The sequence below is a fragment of the Antiquaquibacter metalliresistens genome (genome assembly GCF_029211225.1).
GTDB classification, from domain to species: Bacteria; Actinomycetota; Actinomycetes; order Actinomycetales; family Microbacteriaceae; genus Rhodoglobus; species Rhodoglobus metalliresistens.
In genome coordinates this window covers 268,498-292,112 of record NZ_JARGEM010000005.1, presented here as the reverse complement: position 1 = coordinate 292,112, position 23,615 = coordinate 268,498, and the positions used below count along the sequence as shown (strand labels likewise).

26 protein-coding genes are annotated in these 23,615 nt (G+C 69.5%); 14 read left to right on the top strand and 12 right to left on the bottom strand.

All coding sequences use genetic code 11. The features are described 5' to 3' along the window. Positions 1-32 precede the first annotated feature (32 nt). From PYV02_RS11425 to PYV02_RS11415, 3 genes are read left to right on the top strand one after another with little or no spacing between them, the layout of a single operon-like run. Positions 33-1,448 carry a dihydrolipoyl dehydrogenase family protein gene (locus tag PYV02_RS11425; RefSeq protein WP_275759150.1) on the top strand — a complete coding sequence of 472 codons (1,416 nt, stop codon included), beginning with the start codon at positions 33-35 and terminating at the stop codon, positions 1,446-1,448. A gap of 22 nt (positions 1,449-1,470) precedes the next feature. Beyond that, a complete protein-coding gene (locus PYV02_RS11420; protein WP_275759149.1) occupies positions 1,471-1,899 on the top strand; it encodes a hypothetical protein in 429 nt (142 codons plus the stop codon). Beyond that, complete coding sequence (locus PYV02_RS11415; RefSeq protein WP_275759148.1) at positions 1,896-2,717, top strand: SDR family NAD(P)-dependent oxidoreductase; 822 nt, start codon at positions 1,896-1,898, stop codon at positions 2,715-2,717. Before PYV02_RS11420 ends, PYV02_RS11415 begins: the two co-directional genes overlap by 4 nt. Here PYV02_RS11415 and PYV02_RS11410 read toward each other — a convergent pair. After that, positions 2,704-3,051: a siderophore-interacting protein gene (locus tag PYV02_RS11410; RefSeq protein WP_275759147.1), complete on the bottom strand. Its 348-nt coding sequence runs from the start codon at positions 3,049-3,051 to the stop codon at positions 2,704-2,706. The genes PYV02_RS11415 and PYV02_RS11410 overlap by 14 nt on opposite strands. Before the next feature lie 53 nt (positions 3,052-3,104). Next, on the bottom strand, positions 3,105-4,520 hold the full coding sequence (locus tag PYV02_RS11405; RefSeq protein WP_275759146.1) for an amidase: 1,416 nt from the start codon (positions 4,518-4,520) through the stop codon (positions 3,105-3,107). A gap of 83 nt (positions 4,521-4,603) precedes the next feature. Between PYV02_RS11405 and PYV02_RS11400 the strand changes: the two genes are divergently transcribed. From PYV02_RS11400 to PYV02_RS11390, 3 genes are read left to right on the top strand one after another with little or no spacing between them, the layout of a single operon-like run. Further along, positions 4,604-4,960, top strand: a complete 357-nt coding sequence (locus PYV02_RS11400) for a GntR family transcriptional regulator (protein WP_275759145.1) — start codon at positions 4,604-4,606, stop codon at positions 4,958-4,960. Further along, on the top strand, positions 4,957-5,859 hold the full coding sequence (locus PYV02_RS11395; protein WP_275759144.1) for an ABC transporter ATP-binding protein: 903 nt from the start codon (positions 4,957-4,959) through the stop codon (positions 5,857-5,859). Before PYV02_RS11400 ends, PYV02_RS11395 begins: the two co-directional genes overlap by 4 nt. 4 nt (positions 5,860-5,863) lie before the next feature. Beyond that, positions 5,864-6,634 carry an ABC transporter permease gene (locus tag PYV02_RS11390; protein ID WP_275759143.1) on the top strand — a complete coding sequence of 257 codons (771 nt, stop codon included), beginning with the start codon at positions 5,864-5,866 and terminating at the stop codon, positions 6,632-6,634. A gap of 27 nt (positions 6,635-6,661) precedes the next feature. On the opposite strand, the gene PYV02_RS11385 is transcribed toward PYV02_RS11390, so the two are convergent. After that, the gene (locus PYV02_RS11385) at positions 6,662-7,069 is read right to left on the bottom strand and encodes a VOC family protein (protein WP_275759142.1); all 408 of its coding nucleotides are present in this window, start codon (positions 7,067-7,069) and stop codon (positions 6,662-6,664) included. 23 nt (positions 7,070-7,092) lie between these two features. On the opposite strand from PYV02_RS11385, the gene PYV02_RS11380 reads away from it, so the two are divergent. Continuing rightward, on the top strand, positions 7,093-7,434 hold the full coding sequence (locus PYV02_RS11380; RefSeq protein ID WP_275759141.1) for a DMT family transporter: 342 nt from the start codon (positions 7,093-7,095) through the stop codon (positions 7,432-7,434). Here PYV02_RS11380 and PYV02_RS11375 read toward each other — a convergent pair. Genes PYV02_RS11375 through PYV02_RS11365 form a run of 3 tightly spaced genes read right to left on the bottom strand, consistent with a single transcriptional unit; the run spans position 7,421 to position 9,199 of the window. Next, positions 7,421-8,005 carry a GNAT family N-acetyltransferase gene (locus tag PYV02_RS11375; RefSeq protein ID WP_275759140.1) on the bottom strand — a complete coding sequence of 195 codons (585 nt, stop codon included), beginning with the start codon at positions 8,003-8,005 and terminating at the stop codon, positions 7,421-7,423. The genes PYV02_RS11380 and PYV02_RS11375 overlap by 14 nt on opposite strands. A gap of 24 nt (positions 8,006-8,029) precedes the next feature. Then, the gene (locus PYV02_RS11370; protein ID WP_275759139.1) at positions 8,030-8,704 is read right to left on the bottom strand and encodes a uracil-DNA glycosylase; all 675 of its coding nucleotides are present in this window, start codon (positions 8,702-8,704) and stop codon (positions 8,030-8,032) included. A 3-nt stretch (positions 8,705-8,707) separates the two neighbouring features. Beyond that, on the bottom strand, positions 8,708-9,199 hold the full coding sequence (locus PYV02_RS11365; protein ID WP_275759138.1) for a phosphoribosyltransferase: 492 nt from the start codon (positions 9,197-9,199) through the stop codon (positions 8,708-8,710). Between the two features lie 25 nt (positions 9,200-9,224). Between PYV02_RS11365 and PYV02_RS11360 the strand changes: the two genes are divergently transcribed. Next, positions 9,225-10,706, top strand: a complete 1,482-nt coding sequence (locus PYV02_RS11360; RefSeq protein WP_275759137.1) for an MFS transporter — start codon at positions 9,225-9,227, stop codon at positions 10,704-10,706. On the opposite strand, the gene PYV02_RS11355 is transcribed toward PYV02_RS11360, so the two are convergent. Next, positions 10,678-11,457: an SDR family oxidoreductase gene (locus PYV02_RS11355; RefSeq protein ID WP_275759136.1), complete on the bottom strand. Its 780-nt coding sequence runs from the start codon at positions 11,455-11,457 to the stop codon at positions 10,678-10,680. The two genes, PYV02_RS11360 and PYV02_RS11355, sit on opposite strands and share 29 nt — an antisense overlap. A gap of 23 nt (positions 11,458-11,480) precedes the next feature. Here PYV02_RS11355 and PYV02_RS11350 point away from each other — a divergent pair, with 23 nt between their 5' ends. Then, positions 11,481-12,608 carry an acyltransferase family protein gene (locus tag PYV02_RS11350; protein WP_275759135.1) on the top strand — a complete coding sequence of 376 codons (1,128 nt, stop codon included), beginning with the start codon at positions 11,481-11,483 and terminating at the stop codon, positions 12,606-12,608. Here PYV02_RS11350 and PYV02_RS11345 read toward each other — a convergent pair. Together PYV02_RS11345 and PYV02_RS11340 are read right to left on the bottom strand one after the other, a co-directional pair. After that, complete coding sequence (locus tag PYV02_RS11345) at positions 12,602-14,161, bottom strand: MFS transporter (protein ID WP_275759134.1); 1,560 nt, start codon at positions 14,159-14,161, stop codon at positions 12,602-12,604. The two genes, PYV02_RS11350 and PYV02_RS11345, sit on opposite strands and share 7 nt — an antisense overlap. Further along, a complete protein-coding gene (locus tag PYV02_RS11340; RefSeq protein ID WP_275759133.1) occupies positions 14,154-14,726 on the bottom strand; it encodes a PadR family transcriptional regulator in 573 nt (190 codons plus the stop codon). The genes PYV02_RS11345 and PYV02_RS11340 overlap by 8 nt, the downstream gene beginning before the upstream one ends. Positions 14,727-14,885: 159 nt before the next feature. Here PYV02_RS11340 and PYV02_RS11335 point away from each other — a divergent pair, with 159 nt between their 5' ends. The 5 genes from PYV02_RS11335 (at position 14,886) to PYV02_RS11315 (ending at position 20,669) form a co-directional block, all read left to right on the top strand. Then, positions 14,886-16,202: a bifunctional o-acetylhomoserine/o-acetylserine sulfhydrylase gene (locus PYV02_RS11335; protein ID WP_275759132.1), complete on the top strand. Its 1,317-nt coding sequence runs from the start codon at positions 14,886-14,888 to the stop codon at positions 16,200-16,202. Positions 16,203-16,273: 71 nt separating this feature from the next. After that, positions 16,274-17,479: a homoserine O-acetyltransferase MetX gene (gene metX, locus PYV02_RS11330; protein WP_275759131.1), complete on the top strand. Its 1,206-nt coding sequence runs from the start codon at positions 16,274-16,276 to the stop codon at positions 17,477-17,479. Positions 17,480-17,563: 84 nt separating this feature from the next. Further along, complete coding sequence (locus tag PYV02_RS11325) at positions 17,564-18,724, top strand: sensor histidine kinase (protein ID WP_275759130.1); 1,161 nt, start codon at positions 17,564-17,566, stop codon at positions 18,722-18,724. After that, positions 18,721-19,971: a hypothetical protein gene (locus PYV02_RS11320; protein WP_275759129.1), complete on the top strand. Its 1,251-nt coding sequence runs from the start codon at positions 18,721-18,723 to the stop codon at positions 19,969-19,971. The genes PYV02_RS11325 and PYV02_RS11320 overlap by 4 nt, the downstream gene beginning before the upstream one ends. A 26-nt stretch (positions 19,972-19,997) precedes the next feature. Continuing rightward, positions 19,998-20,669 (top strand): response regulator transcription factor, encoded by a 672-nt coding sequence (locus tag PYV02_RS11315; RefSeq protein WP_275759128.1) that lies wholly within the window; start codon positions 19,998-20,000, stop codon positions 20,667-20,669. Here the strand turns inward: PYV02_RS11315 and PYV02_RS11310 are convergent. From PYV02_RS11310 to PYV02_RS11300, 3 genes are read right to left on the bottom strand one after another with little or no spacing between them, the layout of a single operon-like run. Then, on the bottom strand, positions 20,607-21,863 hold the full coding sequence (locus tag PYV02_RS11310) for an MFS transporter (RefSeq protein ID WP_275759127.1): 1,257 nt from the start codon (positions 21,861-21,863) through the stop codon (positions 20,607-20,609). The two genes, PYV02_RS11315 and PYV02_RS11310, sit on opposite strands and share 63 nt — an antisense overlap. A 45-nt stretch (positions 21,864-21,908) precedes the next feature. Next, the gene (locus tag PYV02_RS11305) at positions 21,909-22,235 is read right to left on the bottom strand and encodes a thiamine-binding protein (RefSeq protein ID WP_275759126.1); all 327 of its coding nucleotides are present in this window, start codon (positions 22,233-22,235) and stop codon (positions 21,909-21,911) included. Positions 22,236-22,237: 2 nt separating this feature from the next. After that, the gene (locus PYV02_RS11300) at positions 22,238-23,518 is read right to left on the bottom strand and encodes a glycosyltransferase 87 family protein (RefSeq protein ID WP_275759125.1); all 1,281 of its coding nucleotides are present in this window, start codon (positions 23,516-23,518) and stop codon (positions 22,238-22,240) included. Positions 23,519-23,615: the final 97 nt, after the last annotated feature.

Sequence of the window (23,615 nt, the reverse complement as noted above, 5' to 3'; positions counted from 1 at the left end):
AGAGCATATCGGCAGCGTCGTAGGGTGGGCGCATGGAGTATGACGTCGTCATCATCGGGGCGGGCGCGGTCGCCGAGAACGTTGCGGATCGCGCGGTGCAGGGCGGTCTGACCGCGGTGCTCATCGAGAGCGAGCTCGTGGGCGGTGAATGCTCATACTGGGCCTGCATGCCCTCCAAGGCGCTCATCCGCAGCGGCATGGCGCTGCGCGCCGCACAGCGTCTCGGGGGCGCCAAACAGGCCGTGACGGGTGGACTCGACGTGTCCGCCGTGCTCGCTCGACGCAACTCGTTCACTCACGACTGGGACGATTCGAGCCAGGTCTCGTGGGTGCACGGCGCGGGGATCGAGCTGGTGCGAGGTCACGGACGCATCACGGGGGTTCGCGAGGTGACGGTCACCGCATCCGACGGCACCGCGTCCGCGCTGAGCGCGCGCCACGCGGTCGTGGTCAGCACCGGTTCCGATCCGGTGCTCCCCGACATCCCGGGGCTGCTCGATGCCGCGCCCTGGACGCCGCGGGATGCGACGAGCGCCCAGTCGGCGCCGCAGAGCCTCGCGATCATCGGCGGCGGTGTGGTCGCGGTCGAAATGGCGACCGCGTACGCCAGCTTCGGCACCGCCGTCACGGTGTTCGCGCGCAGCGGGCTGCTGACCAACCAGGAGGACTTCGTCGGCGATTCGGTGGCCACCGGGCTGCGCGAGCTGGGTGTCGACCTCCGCTACGCCGCGCCCGAGCGGGTGGAGCGCAGCGACGCCGGGGTGACGCTCACGGCCGGCGGTGAGACGGTGCTCGCCGAGCAGGTGCTGGTGGCGACCGGCCGGGTGCCGCGCACGAACGACATCGGGCTCGAGACGATCGGACTCGAGCCCGGATCGTGGCTCACCGTCGACGACACCCTGCGCGTCGACGGCGTCGACTGGCTCTACGCCACGGGCGACGTGAACCATCGGGCGCTGCTGACCCACCAGGGCAAGTACCAGGCCCGGGCGGCGGGCGACGTGATCGCGGCCCGGGCGAAGGGCGAACGGGTGGATGACGCGCCCTGGGGCATCCACGTCGCCACCGCCGACCATTCCGCCGTGCCCCAGGTGACGTTCAGCGAGCCGGAGGTGGCCTCGGTGGGACTGACCTCGCAGGCGGCGATCGCGGCGGGGCGCGACATCCGTGTCGTCGACTACGAGCTCGGACACGTCGCGGGGGCGAGCCTGCAGGCGGATGGTTACCGCGGCCGCGCGCGCATGGTCGTCGATGAGCAGCGCGGAACCGTCATCGGGGTCACCTTCGTCGGGCAGGACGTCGCCGAGCTCATCCAGGCCGCGACGATCGCGATCGTCGGCGAGGTGCCGCTGGAACGGCTCTGGCACGCCGTGCCCGCCTACCCCACGATGAACGAGATCTGGCTGCGTCTGCTCGAGACCTACGGGCGCCCGACCTTGCGGGGCTGAGCACCGCGATAGGCTGCCGAGCATGGAGCAGCCGGGGCCCGTGGCGACGCGCGGTTCCGGGGGTATCGTGCGCGGGGTGGCACGCATCGGGTGGCTGCGGCGGGTGCTGCTGCACCCGGTGATCTCCCGACCCGGCTACTGGTTCGCGACCGCCTGCGCGGTGATCTGGGGCGCGCTGCTCGGCGGCTGCCACCTCTCGCGGCGCGGCGGCGTGATCGTGGCGCGCAACCTCCCGAGCTGGGCCTACGGGCGCGGCGGCACCACGGTCGGAGCGGTCTACCTCACCGGCGACAACATCAGCGATGACATCCTGGAGCACGAGGCCGTGCACCGCGCGCAGTGGCGCAAGTACGGGCTGGCCTTCATCCCTCTCTACGTCGAGGCAGGGCAGGATGGACGGCGCAACCGATTCGAGATCGAAGCTGGACTGAAGAAGGGCGGGTACCTGTGACGCGAGTCGCGGTCATCACCGGAGCGAGCTCGGGAATCGGGGCCGCCGCCGCGCGCGCCATCGCGGACGAGGGATGGCACGTCGCCGTCGTGGGTCGCCACCCGGAACGCACCCGGGCCGTCGCCGAGAGCGTCGGCGGCACGGCGTTCCTCGCGGACTACGACCGGCTCGACGATGTGCGCGGGCTCGCGGCATCCCTCGCCGACGCGTACGAGCGCATCGACGTGCTCGCGAACAACGCCGGTGGGATGCAGAGCGCTCGGGCACTGTCTGTCGACGGGTACGAGCGCACCCTGCAGCACAACCATCTCGCCCCGTTCCTGCTGACGAACCTGCTCATGCCGCGGCTGACGACGGCGCGCATCATCGGCACCGCGAGCATCGGCAACACCTTCGGGCAGCTGCGGCTCGACGACCTGGAGTGGGAGGGGCGCCCGTGGCTGGGCGGGTGGCGCCCCTACGGCACGAGCAAGATCGCCACGATCCTGTTCACCCGGTCCCTCGCGGAGCGGGGCTTCGAGGCGTACTCGTTCCACCCGGGCTACGTGGCGACCGGTTTCGGTGCCGAGAAGGCGCTGGTGCGCACCGGCAATCGGTTGGGCCTGGGCTGGCTCGCGCTCTCCCCCGAGCAGGGCGCGGCTCCCCTCGTGCGGCTCGTCACGGACGAGACCGTGCCCGCACCGAGCGGCACGTACTTCGATCGGTTCCGGCCGGACGGCCGGGTCAACCGCAGCGCACGCATCGCGGGGATCGGGGATGCGCTGTGGGCCGAGAGCGCGCGTCTCGTCGGGCTCGCTGCTGCAGCTAGTTCGAGCTGAGCAGGCGTGCCGGCCCGTCCTCGGCGATCCAGGCGTAGACCGTGCTCTCGCCGTAGGCACTCACGGGGAGCATCTCGGTGAGCCAAGCGTCCACGGAGCGACGCAGCGACTGGCCACGATCGCGAACGAGCCAGCAGACCGCGAACCGACCGGGGGCCGTGAGGGGCTCGACGTCCGACTCCCGCTGCACCTCGACGAAGACCTGTCCGCGGGCGTTGGCCGGCAGCGCCGCGAGCATCATCCGGATCGTGCCGATGGCGGACTCGTCGCCGGCGAGCAGCATGCGGTCGGCGGACTGCGGGTTCCACTCGGTCAGGGGCGCTGGTGTCGACATCTCCGTTTCAGTATAGGCATGCCTTACCTAAGGGGCCAGTGCTGTCGACCGACTCACAGCGACCACGCGGGCGGGTGCCGACGTTGCCACCGCAGCCGACGCTCGAGCTGGGCGCCGATCGCGAGCAGCACGTCCTCACGCCCCGGGCGCCCGATCAGCTGCACGCCCATCGGCAGCCCGTCAGCGGTCTCGTGCACCGGCAGCGCGATCGCCGGCAACCCGCTGACGTTCGCGAAGCTCGTCCACGGGGTGTACTGCACCTGCTGCGCGAAATTGCGCTCGCCGTCCTCCGCGTCGTACCAGCCGATCGGGCGCGGCGTCATGGCGAGCGCCGGCGTGAGCACGGCATCGAACGGCGCGAACTGACGGATGACGCTGCGCTCGTACTCCGCCAGCTGCCGCAGCGCGCTCACCAGCTCGCCCGCCCGCAGCTCGCGCCCGCGCAGCACGAGCCATCGCGTGAGCGGTTCGAGCAGCGCGAGCTCGGCCTCGGTCTCGGCAGGCAGCGTCGCGGCCCCGGCCTGCCAGATGGTGCGGAACGCGGGCGCATAGCTCTCGTCCGGCTCGAGCGCCAGCGGCTCCAGCCCATGGCCGACCGCGGCCAGCTCGCGTTGGGCGAGTTCGAAGGCCTCGAGCGCCTCGAGGGCGATGTCGATGTCGTACGCGGTATCCCATGGCGAGCTGGTCATGACCGCGAGCTGGAATCGCCCCTCGCCGCGCACGGCGGCGTTGAGGAAGGCGCCGCCATCCCAGCTGGGCGGCGTCGATGACCATGGCGACGGGGCCGCGATCGCGTCGAGCAGCAGGGCCGCATCGGCCACCGTGCGAGCCAGCGGACCCGCCGTGGGCAGCCCGGCCAGCTGGCCGTAGCCGCCCAGTGCCGGCACCCGCCCACGGGCGGGCTTGAGCCCGACGAGACCCGTCGCCGCCGCGGGGATACGGATCGACCCGCCGCCGTCCGAGCCGATCGCCGCCGGGAGCAGCCCCGCCGAGACGGCGACCGCCGCTCCCCCACTGCTGCCGCCCGCGCCGCGCGAGAGGTCCCAGGGGGTGCGCGCGGGAGGCGCCACGCGGGACTCGGTGTACGACGGCATCCCGAACTCGGGGGTGTTCGTCTTGCCGAGGCTCACGGCGCCCGCCGCATCCATCACCTCGACGATCTCGTCGGTGGTCTCCGGCACGAAGTCGACCATAAGCCGCGAACCATACATCGTGCGCACCCCGGCGCGCATCGAGAGGTCCTTCTCGGCGACCGGCAGTCCCCACAGTGCCGCGGCACGCGGCACGTCCGCGAGGGCGGCGGCCCTGGCACGGGCCGCGTCGCCGGTCACCGTCGCGAAGGCGCCGAGGCCGGCATCCAGTCGCTGAATCCTCGCCAGGTAGTGCTCCGCGAGCTCGAGCGGGGTCACCTCACCGCGCCGCAGCCAGTCGAGTTGCTCGAGCGCGCTGAGGTGATGGAGTTCGAACACGTCACGAGCCTAGGACTTGACACCTCCCGTCTCGCATGGTTGGTTAGTTACTCAAGTAATGAACCAACCAGCAGAGGAGCCTCATGGATGAATCCAGGCCGATCTTCGTCCAGGTCGCCGAGCAGATCGAGAACGACATCATCTCGGGTGCTCTTGGCGAGGAGACGCAGGTGCCCTCGACCAATGAGATCTCCGTCTTCTACCGCATCAACCCCGCGACGGCGCTCAAGGGCGTGAACCTGCTCGTCGACGAGGGGATCCTCTACAAGAAAAGGGGCATCGGCATGTTCGTGGCCGACGGCGCACGTGAGCGCCTCATCGACAAGCACCGCGAGTTGTTCCGCACGCAGTTCGTGCGACCACTGCTCGCAGAGGCCAGCAAGCTCGGGATCGGCAGGCAGCAGCTCGCCGACATGATCAGAAAGGAAGACACCGAATGACCGCCATCATCGAGGTCGACGCCGTGACGAAGGTCTTCGGCAAGGTCACGGCCGTCGACGACGTGACGCTCAGCGTCGAGGAGCACGGCATCACCGGCCTCCTGGGCCGCAACGGCGCAGGCAAGACCACGCTCATGCAGCTGATCACCGGACAGGACTTCGTCACGCGGGGAGACATCCGCGTCTTCGGCGAGTCGCCGGTCGAGAACGCGAGCGTGCTGCAGCGCATCTCGTTCATCAAGGAGAGCCAGCGCTACCCGGACGATTTCAAGGTCAAGCATGTCTTCCGCAGTGCGCCCTGGTTCTTCGCGAACTGGGACGAGGACTTTGCCGAGCGGCTGATCCAGGACTTCCGGCTTCCGCTGGACCGGCGCATCAAGAAGCTCTCGCGCGGCCAGCTCTCCGCAATCGGCGTCATCGTCGGGCTCGCCTCACGCGCCCCGCTGACCTTCTTCGACGAACCGTATCTGGGCCTCGACGCGGTCGCGCGTCAGACCTTCTACGACCGGCTGCTCGAGGACTACGCGCACCATCCGCGAACGGTGATCCTCTCCACGCACCTGATCGACGAGGTCTCCAACCTGCTCGAACACGTGATCGTGATCGATCAGGGCCGCATCATCATCGATCAGGATGCGGAGTCACTGCGCGGCAGCGCGACCACCGTCGTGGGCACGGGAAAGGCCGTGGACGCCTTCATCGGCTCGCGCACGGTGCTCCACCGCGACGGGATCGGCGGGCTCGCGTCCGTCACCGTCGCAGGGCTCAGCGCCGCTGAGCGCACTGCGGCGAAGTCCGCCGGGCTCGAGCTCGCGCCCGTGTCTCTCCAACAACTCGTCATCCAGAAGACCAATGCCTCAGAGAGGGAGTTCGCAGCTCATGACCACCGTGACCACTGACCCCGTGACCACTGACCACGTGAGCACCAGCCATGCACCGGCCGGCCCGTTCGAGCGGGTCTGGGCCGTCGTCAAGCTCAACCTGGCCAATCCGTGGACGACGATCATCCTGCCCTGGATGATCCTCGGCTTCATCTTCATCATCAACTACGCGATCTGGCTGATCATCTACAACGCCATCGACGGCTCCGACCGCGCGGATGCCGCGGATGGATTCGGCTACAGCGGCGCGTCGCTGTACATCTTCGTGTACATGCTCGTCGTCGCCGTGCAGTCCATGAACCTGACGTTCGCCTTCGCGCTCGGCTACGGGGTCACGCGCCGCGACTTCTATCTCGGCACCGCGTTGACCTTCGTGCTGCTGTCGGCGATGTACGCGATCGGCATGGGCATCCTGGCGGCCGTCGAGGAGGCGACGAACGGCTGGGGGGTGAACGGTCGGATGTTCACTGCGATCTACTTCGGCGACGGGCCGTGGTTCGAGCGCATCTGGATCTTCTTCGTCGCGTTCCTGTTCTTCTTCTTCGTGGGCGCGGTCGCCGGGTCGATCTACGTTCGCTGGAAGTCCAACGGCATCGTCGCGTTCTTCGCGGGACTCGCCGTGCTGCTCGTCGGGGTGGCGGCACTGTTCACCTTCACGAACTCGTGGCCGGCCTTCGCGCAGTTCTTCGTCACCTGGGGCTTCCTCGGCTCCTTCAGCTGGAGCCTCGTGCTCACCGCGATCGCCGGGATCGCCGGGTTCTTCGTGCTGCGCCGGGCCACGCCGAAGAGCTGAGTCGTGCGGCAGGCGGCGTTCCGGGAGTCAGTCGAGCTCCTGGAACGCTGTCAGCTGCAGCCCGCCCGGCGCCTCCAGCCGCGCGTTGAGCGAGCGCCACGGCGTCTCGACGGGTGGGGCGACGACGGTGGCCCCGGCGGCTTCTAGCGCGGTGGTCGTGGCCGCGGCATCCGCGACCTCGAACGCGAGCCGAACGCTCAGCGGGTACGGGCGGCTGGCCGGATGCCCGACCTCCACCTGGTCGATGAGCCGCACCTGCGCGGGGTTGGAGAGCTCGAGCGTCGCACACGCGATCGACAGGATCGCGACCCTCGCCTCGCCCTCCTGGTATGCCTCCTCCTCGGGGAGGCCGAGCGCGTCGCGGAAGAAGGCGAGCGCCGCATCGAAGTCCTCGGTCTCGACCACCAGTCGCAGCTGCGTGACGTCGTGATTCATGACGGCAGCATACGATGCGGAGCATGGGCTATCTCTTCCTCGCGCTCGCGATCGTCGGCGAGGTCATCGCGACCACGTTCCTCAAGTTCACCTCGGGCGATCGGGCCGTCTGGTGGGCCTACATCATCGTCGGCGTCGGATACGTCGGCGCCTTCTGGATGCTCTCGCTCACCCTCTCGCGCGGTGTGCCGCTCGGCATCGCCTACGCGATCTGGGCCGGCGTCGGCGTGGTGCTCGTCGCGATCATCAGCTGGCTGGCCTTCAAGGAGTCCCTAACCTGGCAGCAGCTGGTGGGCATCGCGCTCGTCGTCGGCGGCGTCGTGCTCGAGGTCGGCGGGCGCCACGAGGGCGCTAGCGCTCCTTAAGCGACTTCTGCATGAGCACGGTGCCGAGCCAGCGATCGAACTTGAAACCGACCTTGCCCATGTGACCGATCTCCTTGAAGCCGAACTGCTCGTGCATCGCAATCGAGGCCTCGGCGCCCTTGTCGGCGATCACCGCGACGATCTCCTTCAGCCCCGCGGCTCGTGAGCGCTCGATCAGCTCGGCGAGCAGCGCCTTGCCCAGGCCCTTGCCGGTGGATGCCGGACCGAGGTAGATCGAGTTCTCCACCGTGTAGCGGTAGGCCGCCTTCTCCTTCCACGGATACACGTAGGCGTAACCCAGGATCTCGCCGCGCGGGCTCACCGCGACCAGGAAGGGCATGCCCTTCTCCTGGATCTTCGCGAACTTGCGCCGCAGCCCGGCGAGGGTCATCGGCTCCTCGTCGAAGGTGACGGTGGAGTTGCGCACGTAGTGGTTGTAGATCTCGCGCACGCTGGGCAGGTCGGCCGCGACCGCGTCGCGGATCGCGAACTCGAACGGCGGTTCGGACGGCACCGGAGGCTTCAGGTGCGGCGGCAGTCTGCGCGGTGGGTTGTACTCCTCCTCCAGCATGGAGCCGAGTCTATTCCGCCGCCCTCAGGCCAGAGCCCAATCCACCGGCTGCGCGCCCTGCTCGACGAGCAAGGCGTTGGCGCGGCTGAACGGCCGGGACCCGAAGAATCCGCCGCTCGCCGAGAGCGGGCTGGGGTGCGGGCTCTGGATGACTGGGGTCGAGCCGAGCAGGGGCTTCAGGTTCGCGGCATCCCGACCCCACAGGATCGCCACGAGCGGCCCGCCGCGCGCCACGAGCGCCCGGATGGCCTGCTCGGTCACCGCCTCCCAGCCCTTGCCGCGGTGCGATCCGGAGGCGCCGGGGCGCACCGTGAGCACGCGGTTGAGCAGCATCACGCCGTGCTCGGCCCAGGCGGTGAGGTCGCCGTGCTGCGGGATCGCGAGCCCCAGATCGTCGTGCAGCTCGCGGTAGATGTTCTGCAGGCTGCGCGGCACGGGTCGCACGTGCCGGTCCACCGCGAACGAGAGACCGATGGGATGCCCCGGCGTCGGATACGGGTCCTGCCCGACGATGAGCACCCGAACGTCGGCCATCGGGTACGTGAAGGCCCGCAGCACCGAGGCCCCGGCCGGCAGGTAGCCGCGACCGGCGGCCGTCTCCTCGCGCAAGAACTCGCCGAGCTGGGCGACGCGCCCAGCCACCGGCTCGAGTGCGACGGCCCAACCCGGGTCGACGAGTTCGGCCAGTGGGCGGGGCATGGGTCAGTCGAGGGTGACGACCGGCAGCTCAGACCACGGGAAGTTGATCCACCGGTCGGTGCGCTTCCACACGTAGCTCGGTTCGTACACCGTGCCGGGCTTCGAGTACAGGCACACGGTGCGCACCTCGGCGCCGGCCACCTCGAGCAGCTGCACCACCATCGCGAGCGTGCGGCCCGAGTCCGAGACGTCGTCGACGAGCAGCACGCGCTTGCCCTCGATGGATGCCTCGTCCAGCAGCGGGGGCATCATGATCGGATCCGGCAGCCGCTCCCCCACCCCGGTGTAGAACTCCGCGTTGACCGCACCGCAACTCTTGACCCCGAGCGCATAGGCGATGCCGCCGGCCAGCAGCAATCCACCGCGCGCGATCGCGACCACGATCTCCGGCTCGAAGCCGCTCGCGAGCACCGCCTTGGCGAGGTCGCGGCTGGCGACTCCGAAATCGTTCCAGGTGAGCGTCTCGCGCTCGTCGTCGGTCGCCTCGTGCGTCATGCCTCAACGCTAGTAGCATCCGATCATGTCATCTGTCCTGGGCCGCAACGCCGCCGGCGTGACCTTCGGTCTCGTCGGCTATCTCTTCCTCGTCGAACTGGTCAGCGGGGTGCTCCAGGGCTTCTATGTGCCCCTGATCCCCGACCTCGTCGAGCATCTCGGCATCCGAGACGCCGACTTCAACTGGTTCGAGGCGGCGCAGCTGCTGCTGAGCGCGATCGTGGTGCCGGTGCTCGCCAAGCTCGGCGACATGGTGGGCCACAAGCGCATCCTGTTGATCTCGACCGTACTCACAGCGGGGGCCACCTGGTGGCTGGCGTTCACGGGCGACTTCACCACCTTCCTCATCGCCTGGGCGCTGCAAGGCTTCTACGTGGTGTGGTTGCCGCTCGAGGTGGCGCTGATCTTCGACCGCGGGCGTGTGACCGGCCGCGGTCCCTCGCAGACGAGGCGCGCCGCCGGATACCTCGTGGTCGCGCTCGAGGCAGGCGCGATCATCGGCGCGCTCGGCGGCGGTCGCGTGTTCGCGGCGCTCGGCGGGGATGTGCAGACCACGCTCATGGTGCCCGCGATCGCCGTGACGCTGGCGTTCTTCGCGATCCTCTTCGGTGTGCCCGAGTCGACGCCGTTGCCAGGCCGCCAGCTCGACTGGGTCGGCTTCTCGGTGCTCACGCTCGGCCTCCTGCTGATCACCTCCGGGCTGACCTTCCTGCGCATCAACGGGCCGAGCGCGTGGTGGGTGTACCTGCTCATGCTCGCTGGTGCGGCGGTATTCGTGCCGTGGAGCCGGTTCGAGCTCAAGCATCCGGACCCAGCGATCGACCTGCGGGTGCTGCGCCAGCCCACCATGTGGCCGGTGCAGCTCACCGCGGGTCTCGTGGGCATCAGCCTGCTGGGCGCCCAGGCACCACTGGCGACCTTCGCCGGCACCGACCCGATCAACGGCTACGGCCTGGGGATGCCCGCCGACGAGATCTCGTACATCATCGGCGCCTACCTCGTCTCGATGATCGTCGGCGCCCTGATCTTCCCACACCTGTCCAGGTGGACGAGTCCGCGCGTGGCGCTCATCATCGCCACGTTCTTCGTGGCCACCGGATACCTGCTCTTCCTCGTCAACCACACGACCGTGACGGGTGTGTTCGTCAACATGGCGATCGCCGGCCTCGGATCGGGTGCGCTCGTCGGGGCGCTCCCGGCCGCCGCCGCCGCCGCGGCTCCGCGAGGGCAGACGGGCATCGCGACCGCGCTCACCAACACCACCAAGACGATCGGCGGCTCCTTCGCCTCGGCGATCTTCGCGATCGTGCTCGCCGCCGGGGCGGCGAGCGCCGTCACCGCCACGGCCTCGAGCCTGCTGGGCTACATGACGGTGTTCGCGATCTGCGGCGGCGGTGCGCTCGTCGCGGCGGTGCTGCTGTTCCTGGTGCCCAAGCTCGCCTTCGCCGACCCCGAGGTCGACCCCTATGAGGAGGCGGCTACGACCGAGGCTTCAGCGCGCCCCTGACCACCTTGTGCTGCGCGGCCTGGGCGACGGGGCGCACGGTCAGCTGCTCCACGCTCACGTGCGCCGGCAGTTCGAGGGCCGCCACGATGGTCTCGGCGATGTCGTCGGCGGTGAGCGGGTTCTCGACGTTCTCGTAGACCTTGTCGGCGGCGGCCCGATCGCCGCCGAACCGCTTGAGCGAGAACTCTTCGGTCGCCACCATGCCCGGCGCGATGTCGATCACCCGGATCGGCTCGCCCGCGAGCTCGAGGCGCAGCACGGCGACGAGCGCGCGCTCGGCGAACTTCGCCGCGTTGTATCCGCCGCCGCCCTCGTAGGGCACGTAGCCGGCCACCGAGGTCACGGTCACGATGTCCGCGCTCGTCCCCGGCTTCCAACCCGCCCGCAGCAGCGGCAGCAGCGCACTCGTGACCCGCTTGGTGCCGAGCACGTTCACGTCGAACATGCGCTGCCAGTCCTCGGGATCGCCGGCCTCGACGGTGTCCATGCCGCCGAGTGCCCCGCCCGCATTGTTGACGAGCGCGTGCACGTCGCCCAACTGCCTCAGGAAGGCGGCGAGCGCGTCGACCTCGCGCTGGTTCGTCACGTCCGCGACGAAGACGTCGCAGCCGGTCTCGGCGGCGAGCGCCTCGAGACGGTCCGCGCGTCGGGCGACGGCCACGACATCCCAGCCCCGTGAGCGCAGTCGACGCACGGTCGCCGCGCCGATCCCAGAACTGGCACCGGTCACTACTGCACGTCGCGCATCCATCGTTCCAAAGTAGTGTGAAAACGATGAGCTCTCCGTCACCCAGCACCGCGCACCGACGACGGGTGCCGTTCTGGGACAACGCCCGCTTCGCCGCGGTGACCCTCGTGGTGATCGGTCACGGCATCCAGCGACTCACCTACGAGTCCGACAACGCGCTGACCGCCTACCTGTTCATCTACGCGTTCCACATGCCGGCGTTCGCCATGATCAGCGGCTACTTCTCGAAGGCCACGCCTCCGGGGAGCCGGCAGATGAAGAAGGTGCTCACCGACATCCTGCTGCCCTACTTCGTGATGGAGGCGATCTGGACCCTCGTGCAGTTCCTCGTCGAAGGCAAGCGCGAGTTCAACCCGACCAACCCGAGCTGGACTCTGTGGTTCCTGCTCGCGCTTGGCATCTTCCGGCTGATCCTGCCGTACCTGGCGATCGTGCGGTGGCCGTTGCTCTTCGCGATCATCACCTCGGTGTCGGTCGGCTACTTCGACAACGTGGACTCGACGTTCTCGCTCTCTCGAGCTATCGGCATCCTGCCGTTCTTCGTGCTCGGCTGGAAGATGCGCACGTGGGGCCTGGTGGATCGGTGGCGCGCCGCCGAACGCGTCACGTGGTGGGTGCGCGGCCTCTCCATCGTCGTGCTCGGCGGCTGGCTGGCGGTCGTCGCCTCGAACATCCGCCTGTTTCGCGAGATCGACCTGCGCTTCTGGTTCTTCTACGACGACTCCTACCGCGGCCTCGGGGAGGACCAGTGGTGGGCGGGGCTCGTGCGCCTCGGACTCATCGCGTTGGCGGTGCTGCTGAGCGCGGCCTTCTTCGCGCTCATCCCGCGCTCGGCGACCTGGTACACGACCTTCGGCCAGGCGACCATGTACGTGTACCTGCTGCACAGCTTCGTGCTCTATCCGATCCGCGAGACGGGCGTGCTCGCCGACGAGCACTCCTCGGCGCTGTGGCTGGTGAGCATGATCCTCGCCGGCATCGCCATCTCGATCGCTCTGTCCAGCCCGCTCGTGCGGCGAGTGTTCCGGCCCCTGGTCGAGCCGAAACCGCGCTGGCTGTTCCGCGAGGTGGATGACGCGCCCGCAGCGCCCGGCGGACCTTCGCGCACCGACCCCACCGGTTCGCGCCGCGACCGGGACCAGCCGCGTCAGTGAGTGCGCACGCGCTTGGGCAGCACGAAGACCAACGCCGCCGCAACCAGGGCGAGGATCGCGCTCACCAGCATCGCGACCGTGGCCGCTGGGCCGAAGTGCTCGGCGAGCACCATGGCCGAGATCGCCTCACCCGCGGCCTCGGGGCTGGAGTAGAGGCCGTCCGCGAGTGCGGTACCGACCCTCGCCGAGATCTCGTCCGCGACTGCGGATAGGTTTGCGACGCCGAAGAGCACGCTCGAGACCACCGCGATGCCGATCGCGCTGCCGATGCGCTGCATCGTGCCGATGACCCCGCTCGCGGCCCCCGCCTCCGAGCCGTCGACGGTGGCGACGATGAACCGCGTGTTCGGAGCGATGAACAGGCCGTTGCCGAAACCGGCGACCGCCAGCGGTGCGATGAGCATCCAGCCCGTGAGCTCCGCTGCGGGAACCACCGAGAGGATGCCCCACACCGCCCCCAGACCGGCGGTGAGCAACGACGAGCCGAGCACGAGCACACCGCGACCGAGACGCTGCGTGAGCCGATCGCTCTGCGAGGCTCCCACGATGTTCGCGATCGCGAACGGAATCGTGACCAGGCCCGACTCCAACGCGGTGTGGCCGAGGCCCGCCTGCCACAGCAGCGAGATCGTGAAGAAGATGCTGGTGAATGCCGCGAAGTACACGAGCGCGAGCACCGTTCCGCCGGTGAACGCCGGCCGCGCGAACAGGTGCGGCGGCACCAGCGGTGACCCTCCGCGCGCGGCCACCCGGCGCTCCCAGAGTGCGAAGAGCACGAGCAGCACGCCGCCGCCCGCCAGTGACAGGGAGGTCCACAGCGGCCATCCCTCGCCCTGACCCTGGATCAACGGCACGAGGAGCGCGACGAGCGAGCCCGTGAGCAGGGCCAGTCCGACGAGGTCCGACGAGACCTTGTCGCCCGCCGCGAGCCTGGGCAGCACGAGCATGGCCGCCACGACCCCGATGAGCCCGATCGGCAGGTTGACGAAGAAGATCGTTCGCCAACCGTGCTCGTTGCCGAACACCTCGATCAACACCCCGCCGACGATCGGCCCGAGCGCCGAGGAGACGCCGAGCACCGCGCCGAGGATAGCGAAGGCCTTGCCGCGCTTGGCCGGAGCGAACAACAACTGGATGAACGCGGTCACCGGCGGGAAGAAGATGCCCCCGCCGAGTCCCTGCAGCACGCGGGCGACGATCAGGTGCGTCGCGTCCTGCGCGAGACCCGCATACAGGCTCGCCCCGGTGAACATGGCCAGGCCCGCGATGAACACCCACTTGTGGCCGAAACGATCGCCGAACCGCCCGGCGGGGATCAGCACGAGACCGAACGCGAGCGCGTAGCCGGAGATCATCCACGCGAGCGTCGCCTCGTCGGCATGGATGCTGTCGCGGATCGTCGGCAGCGCCACGTTGACGATCGTGGTGTCCAGCAGCGACATGAACAGGCCGACGAGCAGCACCGCGAGGCTGGCCCATGCCCGCCGCGGGGTCACGCCGGCCGGCGGCGTCCAGGCCGGAGTGGCCGTCGTCGGGGTCTGGTCGTCAGTCATCGGATGCAGCCTTTCGCGCCGTTTCGTCGGCGATGATCTCGGGCAGCGCCGCGAGCAGTTCTTCATGGAAGGCGACCTCGGCGCGGAGGCGGTGGATGCCGTGACGGATCACGCGCGCCTCGGTCAGGGTGAGGAAGTGCGCGATGCGCGTCTGACGCAACTCCTCGGTCTCGATCCGCGCGCGAAACTCGGCCAGGCGCGCCTCGACGATACCGATCAGGTCGTCGAGGTTCTCCGGCCCGAGTCTGGCCATCGCGAGGTCGAAGGGGTCGGGGCGGTGCACGATGGTCTCGAGCGCCTCGACCCGGATGGCGGACAGCGACAGCCGCCCGGCCTCGCTGATCGCGTACACCTGTCGCTCCGGGTAGTGCCCCTCGCGCTCGAGCCGCACCGCGTCGATCAGCCCTTCGGCGGCGAGACGCTTGATCGCACCGTAGATCGCGCCGGGAGAGACATCCGCCCAGTCGTCGATGTGCTCCTCGTCCGCCAGCAGGCGCAGCGCGTGGCCGTGCATGGGCCCGCGTTCGGCGAGCGAGCCGAGGATGAAGAGTCGAATGGATGACACGAAACTAGTCTTGCACGACTACTCGCGCGTTGTCGATGCGTTACGCCCCGTGTCGGGACTCGTTGACCGGTCTCCGACCCGAGCCTAGGCTCGCTCACCAGCGGGACCCGGCATCCCGACCGAGGCTTTGAACCACTCAGATATGAAGGAGCAGCACCCATGAGCGACTGGAAGTTCGAGACCAAGCAGGTGCACTCCGGTGCCCAGCCCGACCCGACCACGAATGCGCGTGCGACGCCGATCTACAAGACGACGTCCTACGTGTTCAACAGCACCCAGCACGCGCAGAACCTGTTCGCGCTGGCCGAGTTCGGCAACATCTACACCCGCCTGATGAACCCCACGACCGACGTCGTGGAGCAGCGGGTGGCCGCGCTCGAGGGCGGCACCGCGGCGCTGGCCGTGGCATCCGGATCGTCGGCCATCACCTACGCGGTGCTCAACATCGCGGGCGCCGGCGACCACATCGTCTCGAGCTCGTCGATCTACGGCGGCACCTACAACCTCTTCAAGTACACCCTCGCCAAGCTCGGCATCGAGGTGACCTTCGTCGAGAACCAGGACGACGAGGCAGAGTGGGCCGCCGCGGTGCGCCCGAACACGAAGCTGTTCTTCGCCGAGACGATCGGCAACCCGAAGATCAACATTCTCGACATCGAGAAGGTCGCCGAGGTCGCGCACAAGAACGACCTGCCGCTCATCGTGGACAACACGATCGCGACGCCGTACCTCATCCGCCCCTTCGAGTTCGGCGCCGACATCGTCGTGCACTCGGCCACCAAGTTCCTCGGTGGCCACGGCACGGTCATCGCCGGTGTCATCGTCGATGGCGGCAAGTTCGCCTGGTCGCAGCACGTCGACAAGTTCCCCGGACTCACCGAGCCCGACCCGAGCTACCACGGCGCGAGCTACACGGGCGTGCTGGGCGATGGCATCGCCTACGTCATCAAGGCTCGCGTCACGCTGCTGCGAGACACCGGAGCCGCCCTCTCCCCCGACAGCTCCTTCGCGCTCATCCAGGGCATCGAGACCCTCAGCCTGCGCATCGAGCGCCACGTGCAGAACGCCCAAGAGATCGCGGAGTGGCTCGAGAACCACGACGATGTCGCCTCGGTGAACTACGCGGGCCTGCCCTCGAGCCCGTGGTACGCGGCGGCCAACAAGTACGCCCCCAAGGGCGTCGGCGCGGTGCTGTCGTTCGAGCTCAAGGGTGGTGTGGATGCCGGCCGCGCCCTGGTCGAGAACGTCACGCTGTTCAGCCACCTGGCCAACATCGGCGACGTGCGCAGCCTCATCATCCACCCGGCGTCCACCACGCACTCCCAGCTCACGCCCGAGCAGCAGCTCACCACGGGCGTCACCCCGGGCCTCGTGCGCCTCTCGGTGGGCATCGAGAACATCGACGACCTCAAGGCCGACCTCCAAGCGGGCTTCGAGGCGGCGCGGAAGGCGGGCGCCGCTTCGGCGAGCGCGTAACCCGCACCACGGGGGCCCGGCGCACGTAACAGTCGCGCCGGGCCTTCGCCTTTCCGCGATACTTGAGCGACATGGACTGGCAGACACCCGAGGACACCGTGCCCTCGGCCTTCATCACGGAGGCCAACGCGCGCTCCGTCGCGGGCAAGCCCCCGGCGACGGGCGCCTGGCGCGAGGGCGACCCGGTCGGCGACCGCCAGTTCGCCTCCCTCGGGGCCATGACCCTGGAGCGCGGCGGCGAGCTGCCCGCGGTGCGCGTGGCCTACGAGACCGCCGGCACGCTGAATCCGGCTCGCGACAATGCCGTGCTGATCGTGCACGCACTCACCGGTGACAGTCACATCGTCGGAGAGCAGGGGCCGGGGCATCCCACGGCGGGCTGGTGGAACGACATCGTCGGCCCCGGCAAGGCGGTCGATACCGATCGCTGGTTCGTGGTCACGCCGAACATGCTCGGCGGTTGCCAGGGCACGACCGGACCCGCCTCCCACGCGCCGGACGGCGCCGAGTGGGGCCCGCGATTCCCCTTCGTCACGATCCGCGATCAGGTGGCCGTGCAGCTCGCGCTCACGGACCACCTCGGCATCGAGCGCTGGGCCGCCGTGATCGGCGGGTCGATGGGCGGCATGCAGTCCCTCGAGTGGGCGGTCAGCCATCCCGAACGCCTGGAGCGCGTCGCGGTGCTCGCGGCGCCCGCCTTCTGCAACGCGGACTCGATCGCGCTGAACTCCCTGCAGGCCGAGGCGGTGCGCATGGACCCCGCATTCGCGGACGGCGCCTACTACGATGCCGCCGAGGGCGAGGGGCCGCACCGCGGGCTCGCGCTCGCGCGACGCATGGCCCTGCACAGCTACCGGTCGCCGACCGAGCTCAACGACCGGTTCGAACGCAGCTGGCAGAGCGGGGTGAGTCCGCTCGGCGGCGGCGGACGCTACGCGGTCGAGAGCTACCTCGACTTCCACGGGAACAAGTTCACGCGGCGCTTCGACGCCAACAGCTACCTCACCCTCATCGGCGCGATGAGTTCGCACGACGTCGGCCGTGGACGCGGCGGCACCGCGCAGGCGCTCTCCCGGGCGACCGCTCGAGCACTCGTGCTCGGCATCGACAGCGACCGCCTCTACCCCGTCGAGGAGCAGCGCCGCATCGCCGCGCACCTGCCCGGCAACCTCGATGGCGACGAGCCCCACGTCATCTCCTCGCCCTTCGGTCACGACGGGTTCCTCATCGAGGACCGCGCCGTCGGCGAACAGCTCAGGCGGCTGCTGGAGAGCTGACGAAGAGGCGACACGAACTCGCCTCTTTGTCCCCCGGTGCGCCACCCCGCTTTCGGGGGTGCGTTGTGACAGCATGGCGACACCATGGACCTCATCGCCAAGGAGCGCGACCGCCTCCTCCAGCGCACGGCGCGGGTCTATGGGCTCAGTTTCACCATCGTGTCGCTGCTCTGCCTCAGCATCCCCGGCTCGGTGGATCTCGGAGTGCTCCTGGCCTGCCTGCCGCTCTACGCGCTCGTCGCTGTCGCCCAGGTGCGCCTGGGGTCCAGCCGGTCGCTCGCCTGGGTTGCCGTCGTGCTCGTCGCCGGGCTCGCGCTCGTGCTGATCGCGTCCCTGGCCGGATCGGGCCCCGGCTCGTCCGGGGTCTCCGCGATCGCCCAGATCGCCTCGGCGTCGATGGCCTCGGTGGCGATCGTGCTGACCACGACGGGACCGCGCCGCGCACTGCTCGCGGTCGCATTCGTGGTCACCGGGGTCGCAACCACGCTCGCCCTCGCACCTCACCAGCTGCCGATGCGCACGATCGCGCTGCTCGTGCTCGGCTGGGTGCTGTCGGCCATCATCGGATTCTGGCTCAGCGCGAGCGTGCCCCTCGCGGCACGGCGCATCGCGAGCATCGGCCGCGCCCACCGCGCCGAGCGGCAGGCCTCGGAGACGGAAGCACAGCGCCGGCAGGGCGCCCGGCTCCTGCATGACACCGTGCTGGCCACCCTGACCCTGCTCGCGCACTCGGGTGTGGGCGTCGCCCCCGAGGCGCTGCGACAGCAGGCGGCCGACGATGCGCGGCTGCTGCGGCAGCTGCGGCTCGGCGCGACGCCCACCCCGCAGTCGTCGGGCGACTACAACCTCGGCGGGGTCGAGGAGACCGTGCTCGGCACGACGCTCGAATCCGTCAAGCAGCGATTCGGCCGCATGGGTCTCGAGGTGAGCTGGCACGGCACCGGGCAGGTGCTGTTGCCGAGCGAGGTGCTCGACGCGTTTCTGCTGGCGCTGGCGGAGTGCCTGGAGAACGTGCGGCGGCACTCCGGCGTCACCGAGGCCCACGTGACCATCACCGACGACGACACCACGGTGCGCGCGATGATCACCGACTCCGGCGTGGGGTTCGCGCTCGACGACGTCGACTCCGCACGCCTCGGCTTCAAGGAGTCCGTCGTGGGGCGGCTCAAGGAGGTCGGCGGCAAGGCCCGCCTGTTCTCCTCCCCCGGATCCGGCACCACCGTCGTGCTGGAGGTGCCCCGATGAGCTACGCGCCCCCCGAGGAGAACACCCTCGGCGTCATCCTCGGCCGGGGCAAGCGGCGGGAGGCGGATGCGACGCGCCGCGTCATCCGTGCCGCGACGCCGCGCCGTGCGAGCCTCGGCACCTCGTTCATCGGGATCGGGGCCGCCGTCGTCGTGGCGCTGCGTTCGATCTACGGCTTCGTCTGGTTCGTGAGCCTGTGGGGCGACTACCCCGATCCGTTGCCGGCACTGGCGGCCTGGACCGTGCTCATCGTGGTGCTCGTCGCGACCTTCGTGACCTCCCGACTCGCCGGCGATCAGCTGCCCGACTGGATGTTCGCGGTCTTCATGGCCGGGCTGGCGGCCGCCGTCGCGCTCGACCTTGTCGCGATCTGGCCGCTCCACGACGTCGGCCGCTCTGCGACCGCCGCGGTGACCGCCGGAATGGCGCTACTGCTGATCGTGACGCTGCGGCGCGCGCGGGACATCCTGATCGCCGTCGCGGTGCTGGGGGTCGTGCTCGGCACCGCGATGGTGTTGAACTCGAGCCTCGCGCCCGAAGACCTCGGCCCGCAGATCACAACCCTCGCCTTCGCCGTGTTGCCCGGCGTGATCGGCGTCGTGGCCGTGCGCGGCTTCCGCAGGCTGGTGCAGGTGGAACTCGATCGCGTGCTCGTGCAGAGCACCGTCTCGGCGCCGCGGTTCGCGGTCGGCATGATGGCCTCCGAGGAGCTTGCTCGGCTCGACCTCGCCGCCGAAGAGCTTCTGGAGTCGGTGGCCACCGGCAAGACGGCGCTTCCGCTCGACCCGAAGACGGCATCCAAGGCCGCGTCGCTTGCGACCGAACTGCGGCTGCACCTCATCGAGGGACGCCGCGAGACCTGGCTGTACCACGCGATCACGGAATCGGACTTCCTCGGCAAATCGGTGACGCTCACCGACAAGTCGAGCCTGGCCGGGCTGCTCGATCCGCAGCAGCGCGACGGTCTGCTCTCCACCGCATGGCTGCTGGTGAGCGACCCCGCCAAGAGCAGCACGAACCGCAGCGTGCAGATCTCCATCGGCCCCGCCACCGACTCCGTGCAGACGACTGAGGGACACAAGGTGACCGTGCCGATCGTGTTGACGACCACCGGCGTGCCGCGCAACCGCGTCGACCCGGCCACGTGGGAGGCCATCCGACGGGTCGGGCAGTACTCTGACTCCACCCAGCACTCGAGTCTGCGGGTCGAGATCCAGTGCCTCGTCGACAATCCGGCGGACCAATGATCCGCCCCGAACAAGGGAATGACACCGTGAACGACAGCACCGACCGCATCCGCCTCGCCCTCGTCGACGATCATCGGATGTTGCTGGGCGCGCTCACCGAATGGATCCGCAACGCCGCGGGCGACATCAACATGGTCGCGGCGGTGCCGACCTGGCCCGAGCTCATCACGCATCCCGAGTTCCCCGTCGACGTCGTGCTGCTCGACCTCGACCTCAAGGACAACATCCCCGTCTCGCTGAAGATCAACACACTCAAGACCACGGGGGTGAAGGTCGTGCTCATGAGCACGTATTCCGAGCCCAACCTCGTGCGCGAGGCCCTGGCCGCCGGGGCGCTCGGCTACCTCGTCAAGAGCGAGGATGCCGGCATGATCGTCGAGGCGATCCGCGCGGCCGCGAAGGGCGAGTCCTTCGTCTCCGCCGAGCTGGACCTCGCGCTCAACGCCGAGGAGGTCGGCGGCGCCCCGAAGCTCAGCGCGCAGGAGCGCCGCGTGATGGCGCTCTACGGCGGCGGCGAGCCGGTGAAGGCCGTCGCGTTCCAGTTGTCGATCTCGGAGGAGACGGCGAAGAGCTACCTCAAGCGCATCCGCGAGAAGTACCGCGTCGCCGGGTTCGATGTCGGCACCAAGGTGGCGCTACGCAAGCGGGCGATCGAGGACGGCATCCTGATCGAGTCGGACCTGCCGCGCGGCCTGTGACCCGCGCCGTGACAGCGCGGCGCTGACCACCGCGAGCAGCACACCGGGCACGCACAGCGCGAGCCCGACCCAGGTGGGCGAGAGGTAGCCGAAGCCGGCCGCGATCACGACACCACCGAGGTAGGCACCGAGGCTGTTGCCGATGTTGAGCGAGGAATGGTTGATCGCCGCGGCGAGCGTCTGACTGTCGCCGGCGACATCCATCAGCCGGGTCTGGATCGCGGGCGAGAGCGCGGACGCCGAACCGCCGACGAGGAAGAGGAAGACGAACACCGCGACCGGATTGGATGCCGTGAGCCCGAGCCCCGCGAGCGAGACCGCGAACGCGGCGAAGCAGACGAAGAGTGTGCCCATGACGTGCCGATCGGCACCGCGCCCACCGACGAAGTTGCCGATGGTCATACCGAGCCCGAGCGCGAGCAGTCCGAGCGGCACGAACGACGCGCTGAGCCCGGTGACGTTCGTCACGAGGGGTGCGACGTAGGTGTACACCGCGAAGAAGCCGCCGAACCCGACCGCCCCGATGAGCAGTGCGAGCCAGACCTGCGGTCGCCCGAGCGCGGCCAGCTCCCGTCGCATGGTCGCGGCGGGATCCCCCGCCTGCAGCGGGACGACGAGCACGACCGCGAGGAAGGCCAACGCGAACACGCCCGCGACCGCGAGGTACGCGACGCGCCAGCCCGCCTGCTGACCGAGGAACGTGATCACCGGCACACCGACCACGTTCGCGATGGTGAGGCCGGACAGCACCAGCGCCACACCCTGGCCGCGCTTGCCCGGACCCATCAGCGTGGCGGCCACGAGCGCCGCGATGCCGAAGTAGGCGCCATGCGGCAGCGCCGCGACGAAGCGCGCGAGCAGCACCGTCTCGAAGGTCGGGGCGATCGCCGAGACGATCGTGCCGAGCGTGAACACGGTCAGGCACGCCAGCAGCAGCTGCTTACGCGGGAAGCGCGCAGCGAGCGCGGCGATGGTGGGCGCCCCAACCACCACACCGAGGGCATAGGCGGAGATCAGCCAGCCCGCCTGGGCGTTGGCCTGCTCATGCGACACCGACCAGGTGTCGGGCAGCAGGTCCGCGGCGAGGTTCGGCAGCAGACCCATCGCGACGAACTCGGTCAACCCGATTCCGAACCCGCCGAGTGCGAGCGCGAGCAGGGCGAGCCGGGTGCGAGACGGGGTGAGGGTGTTCATGGGTGCCGATCGTGCGAGGGTTCTCCGCTCACCGTCGAGCACGCATCATCCTACGTCGGCGTCGTCGCCCATCTCGCCGAGTGCGCGCTCCAGCCGTTCGACCTTGCCGGTCAGCTCGCCGCTGTGCCCGGGGCGGATGTCGGCCTTGAGCACGAGCGAGACGCGCGTGCCGTAGGCCCCCACCGCCTCGGTCGCGCGGCGGATCACGTCGAAGACCTCGTCCCACTCCCCCTCGATGGTGGTGAACATCGCGTCGGTGCGGTTCGGCAGACCGGACTCGCGCACGATGCGCACGGCCGCGGCGACGGCGTCGTGCACCGAGTCGGATCCGTCAGCACCGCCGGAGGGGGCGACCGAGAAGGCGACGAGCATGCTCAGAGCCTGTCACGGTCCCGGGCGAAGGGCCAGACCCCGGGCAGCCATTCGTCTTCGACCTCGGTGGCATAGCGCGGCGCGGTCACGATCGCGTAGACGGCCCAGCCCAGCAGCACGAACTCCAACAGGTTGCGCACCGTCAGCACCGCCACGAGCAGCGGCTGCAGTGACAGCAGCGCCGTGTAGAGATAGGGGTAGATCGTCTGCGTGAGCGCGGCGATGGCCAGTGAGATCATGGCTGGCGTGCGGAAGCTGCGACCGGTGCCCGCGGCGTGCGCGACGAGTCCGAGCAGCACCGGCGCCGCGATCCAGCCGATGAACTGGGGCGAGCCGACCTTGTTGAAGGCGATGAGGCTCACGGTGAGGGCGAGCGCCAGGGGTGGCAGCAGATCCGCGGCGGATGCTCCGGCCCGCAGTGCACGCACGCCGAGCGCCACGACGCCCAGCGTCGCGATCGCGAGCACCGGAGTCATCCACGCGATCGCCACGTCCGCCCCCGGACCGGTCACCGCGAAGGAGAGGATCGAACGGTCGTAGCTGACCGCCGCTCCGGGCACGCCGGCGAGCGCCATCCACATCCAGATCGTCGCGATCGGCGACTCCGGCTGCAGCCCGCGACCGGTCTGCTGCGTCACGAAGCTCAGCACGTTACCGCCCGCTCCGATGAGCAGTGCAATCAGCAGCACCGCGGCGGTGACGACGAGCACGGCGGCGAGCACGCGCAGCCGCTCCCGCAGGGCGACGACCGCCGCGGCGATGAGGGCGGCCGGCCACACCTTGATCCAGGTCGCGATCGCCAGCAGCACGCCGGCCACTCCGGGGCGGGTCGCCAGCAGCAGCACCGCCACGATGGCGACCGCGACGCTGATGGAATCGATCCGAGCGAGCGCGATCGGCCCGAGCAGCACGAGGAAGCCCACCCACCACCAGCCGGCCACGACGCGATCCCGGGAGCGCCCCCAGCCGGTGAGCACCCCGAACGCGATCGCGTTCAACAGCATCACCATCGTCAGCCAGGTGCTCGCATAGAGGTCGGGCCCGAACGCCGATGCGGCCAGCATCGGCACGAGCGCGACGATCGGATATACCCAGACGCTGTCGATGCCGACCCAGAAGTTGGCGACCAGCGCCTGGTCGATCCAGAACTTGTAGACCAGCGTGACGTCGCCCATCGGCAGGCCGGGTGCGTAGAAGTTCAGCAGCCCCAGCCACAGGTGCGCGGCGACGAATGCCGCCCACAGCAGGAAGGGATTGCGAGCCAGTGCCGCAGCCCGTTCCATGAAGACAGCGTAGCGGGGTAACACTTCGCCACGGTTTCGCGCCGCCGTGCCGGGCGCGGGATGATGGTGACACCACAGCGAACTCCGAAGGAGACAC

Excerpts from the sequence above, each read along its gene's own strand:
- PYV02_RS11425 (WP_275759150.1), top strand. The coding sequence starts at position 33 with ATGGAGTATGACGTCGTCATCATCGGGGCGGGCGCGGTCGCCGAGAAC.
- PYV02_RS11420 (WP_275759149.1), top strand. The coding sequence starts at position 1,471 with ATGGAGCAGCCGGGGCCCGTGGCGACGCGCGGTTCCGGGGGTATCGTG.
- PYV02_RS11410 (WP_275759147.1), bottom strand. The coding sequence starts at position 3,051 with ATGTCGACACCAGCGCCCCTGACCGAGTGGAACCCGCAGTCCGCCGAC.
- PYV02_RS11400 (WP_275759145.1), top strand. The coding sequence starts at position 4,604 with ATGGATGAATCCAGGCCGATCTTCGTCCAGGTCGCCGAGCAGATCGAG.
- PYV02_RS11395 (WP_275759144.1), top strand. The coding sequence starts at position 4,957 with ATGACCGCCATCATCGAGGTCGACGCCGTGACGAAGGTCTTCGGCAAG.
- PYV02_RS11385 (WP_275759142.1), bottom strand. The coding sequence starts at position 7,069 with ATGAATCACGACGTCACGCAGCTGCGACTGGTGGTCGAGACCGAGGAC.
- PYV02_RS11380 (WP_275759141.1), top strand. The coding sequence starts at position 7,093 with ATGGGCTATCTCTTCCTCGCGCTCGCGATCGTCGGCGAGGTCATCGCG.
- PYV02_RS11375 (WP_275759140.1), bottom strand. The coding sequence starts at position 8,005 with ATGCTGGAGGAGGAGTACAACCCACCGCGCAGACTGCCGCCGCACCTG.
- PYV02_RS11370 (WP_275759139.1), bottom strand. The coding sequence starts at position 8,704 with ATGCCCCGCCCACTGGCCGAACTCGTCGACCCGGGTTGGGCCGTCGCA.
- PYV02_RS11365 (WP_275759138.1), bottom strand. The coding sequence starts at position 9,199 with ATGACGCACGAGGCGACCGACGACGAGCGCGAGACGCTCACCTGGAAC.
- PYV02_RS11360 (WP_275759137.1), top strand. The coding sequence starts at position 9,225 with ATGTCATCTGTCCTGGGCCGCAACGCCGCCGGCGTGACCTTCGGTCTC.
- PYV02_RS11355 (WP_275759136.1), bottom strand. The coding sequence starts at position 11,457 with ATGGATGCGCGACGTGCAGTAGTGACCGGTGCCAGTTCTGGGATCGGC.
- PYV02_RS11350 (WP_275759135.1), top strand. The coding sequence starts at position 11,481 with ATGAGCTCTCCGTCACCCAGCACCGCGCACCGACGACGGGTGCCGTTC.
- PYV02_RS11345 (WP_275759134.1), bottom strand. The coding sequence starts at position 14,161 with ATGACTGACGACCAGACCCCGACGACGGCCACTCCGGCCTGGACGCCG.
- PYV02_RS11335 (WP_275759132.1), top strand. The coding sequence starts at position 14,886 with ATGAGCGACTGGAAGTTCGAGACCAAGCAGGTGCACTCCGGTGCCCAG.
- metX (WP_275759131.1), top strand. The coding sequence starts at position 16,274 with ATGGACTGGCAGACACCCGAGGACACCGTGCCCTCGGCCTTCATCACG.
- PYV02_RS11325 (WP_275759130.1), top strand. The coding sequence starts at position 17,564 with ATGGACCTCATCGCCAAGGAGCGCGACCGCCTCCTCCAGCGCACGGCG.
- PYV02_RS11320 (WP_275759129.1), top strand. The coding sequence starts at position 18,721 with ATGAGCTACGCGCCCCCCGAGGAGAACACCCTCGGCGTCATCCTCGGC.
- PYV02_RS11310 (WP_275759127.1), bottom strand. The coding sequence starts at position 21,863 with ATGAACACCCTCACCCCGTCTCGCACCCGGCTCGCCCTGCTCGCGCTC.
- PYV02_RS11305 (WP_275759126.1), bottom strand. The coding sequence starts at position 22,235 with ATGCTCGTCGCCTTCTCGGTCGCCCCCTCCGGCGGTGCTGACGGATCC.
- PYV02_RS11300 (WP_275759125.1), bottom strand. The coding sequence starts at position 23,518 with ATGGAACGGGCTGCGGCACTGGCTCGCAATCCCTTCCTGCTGTGGGCG.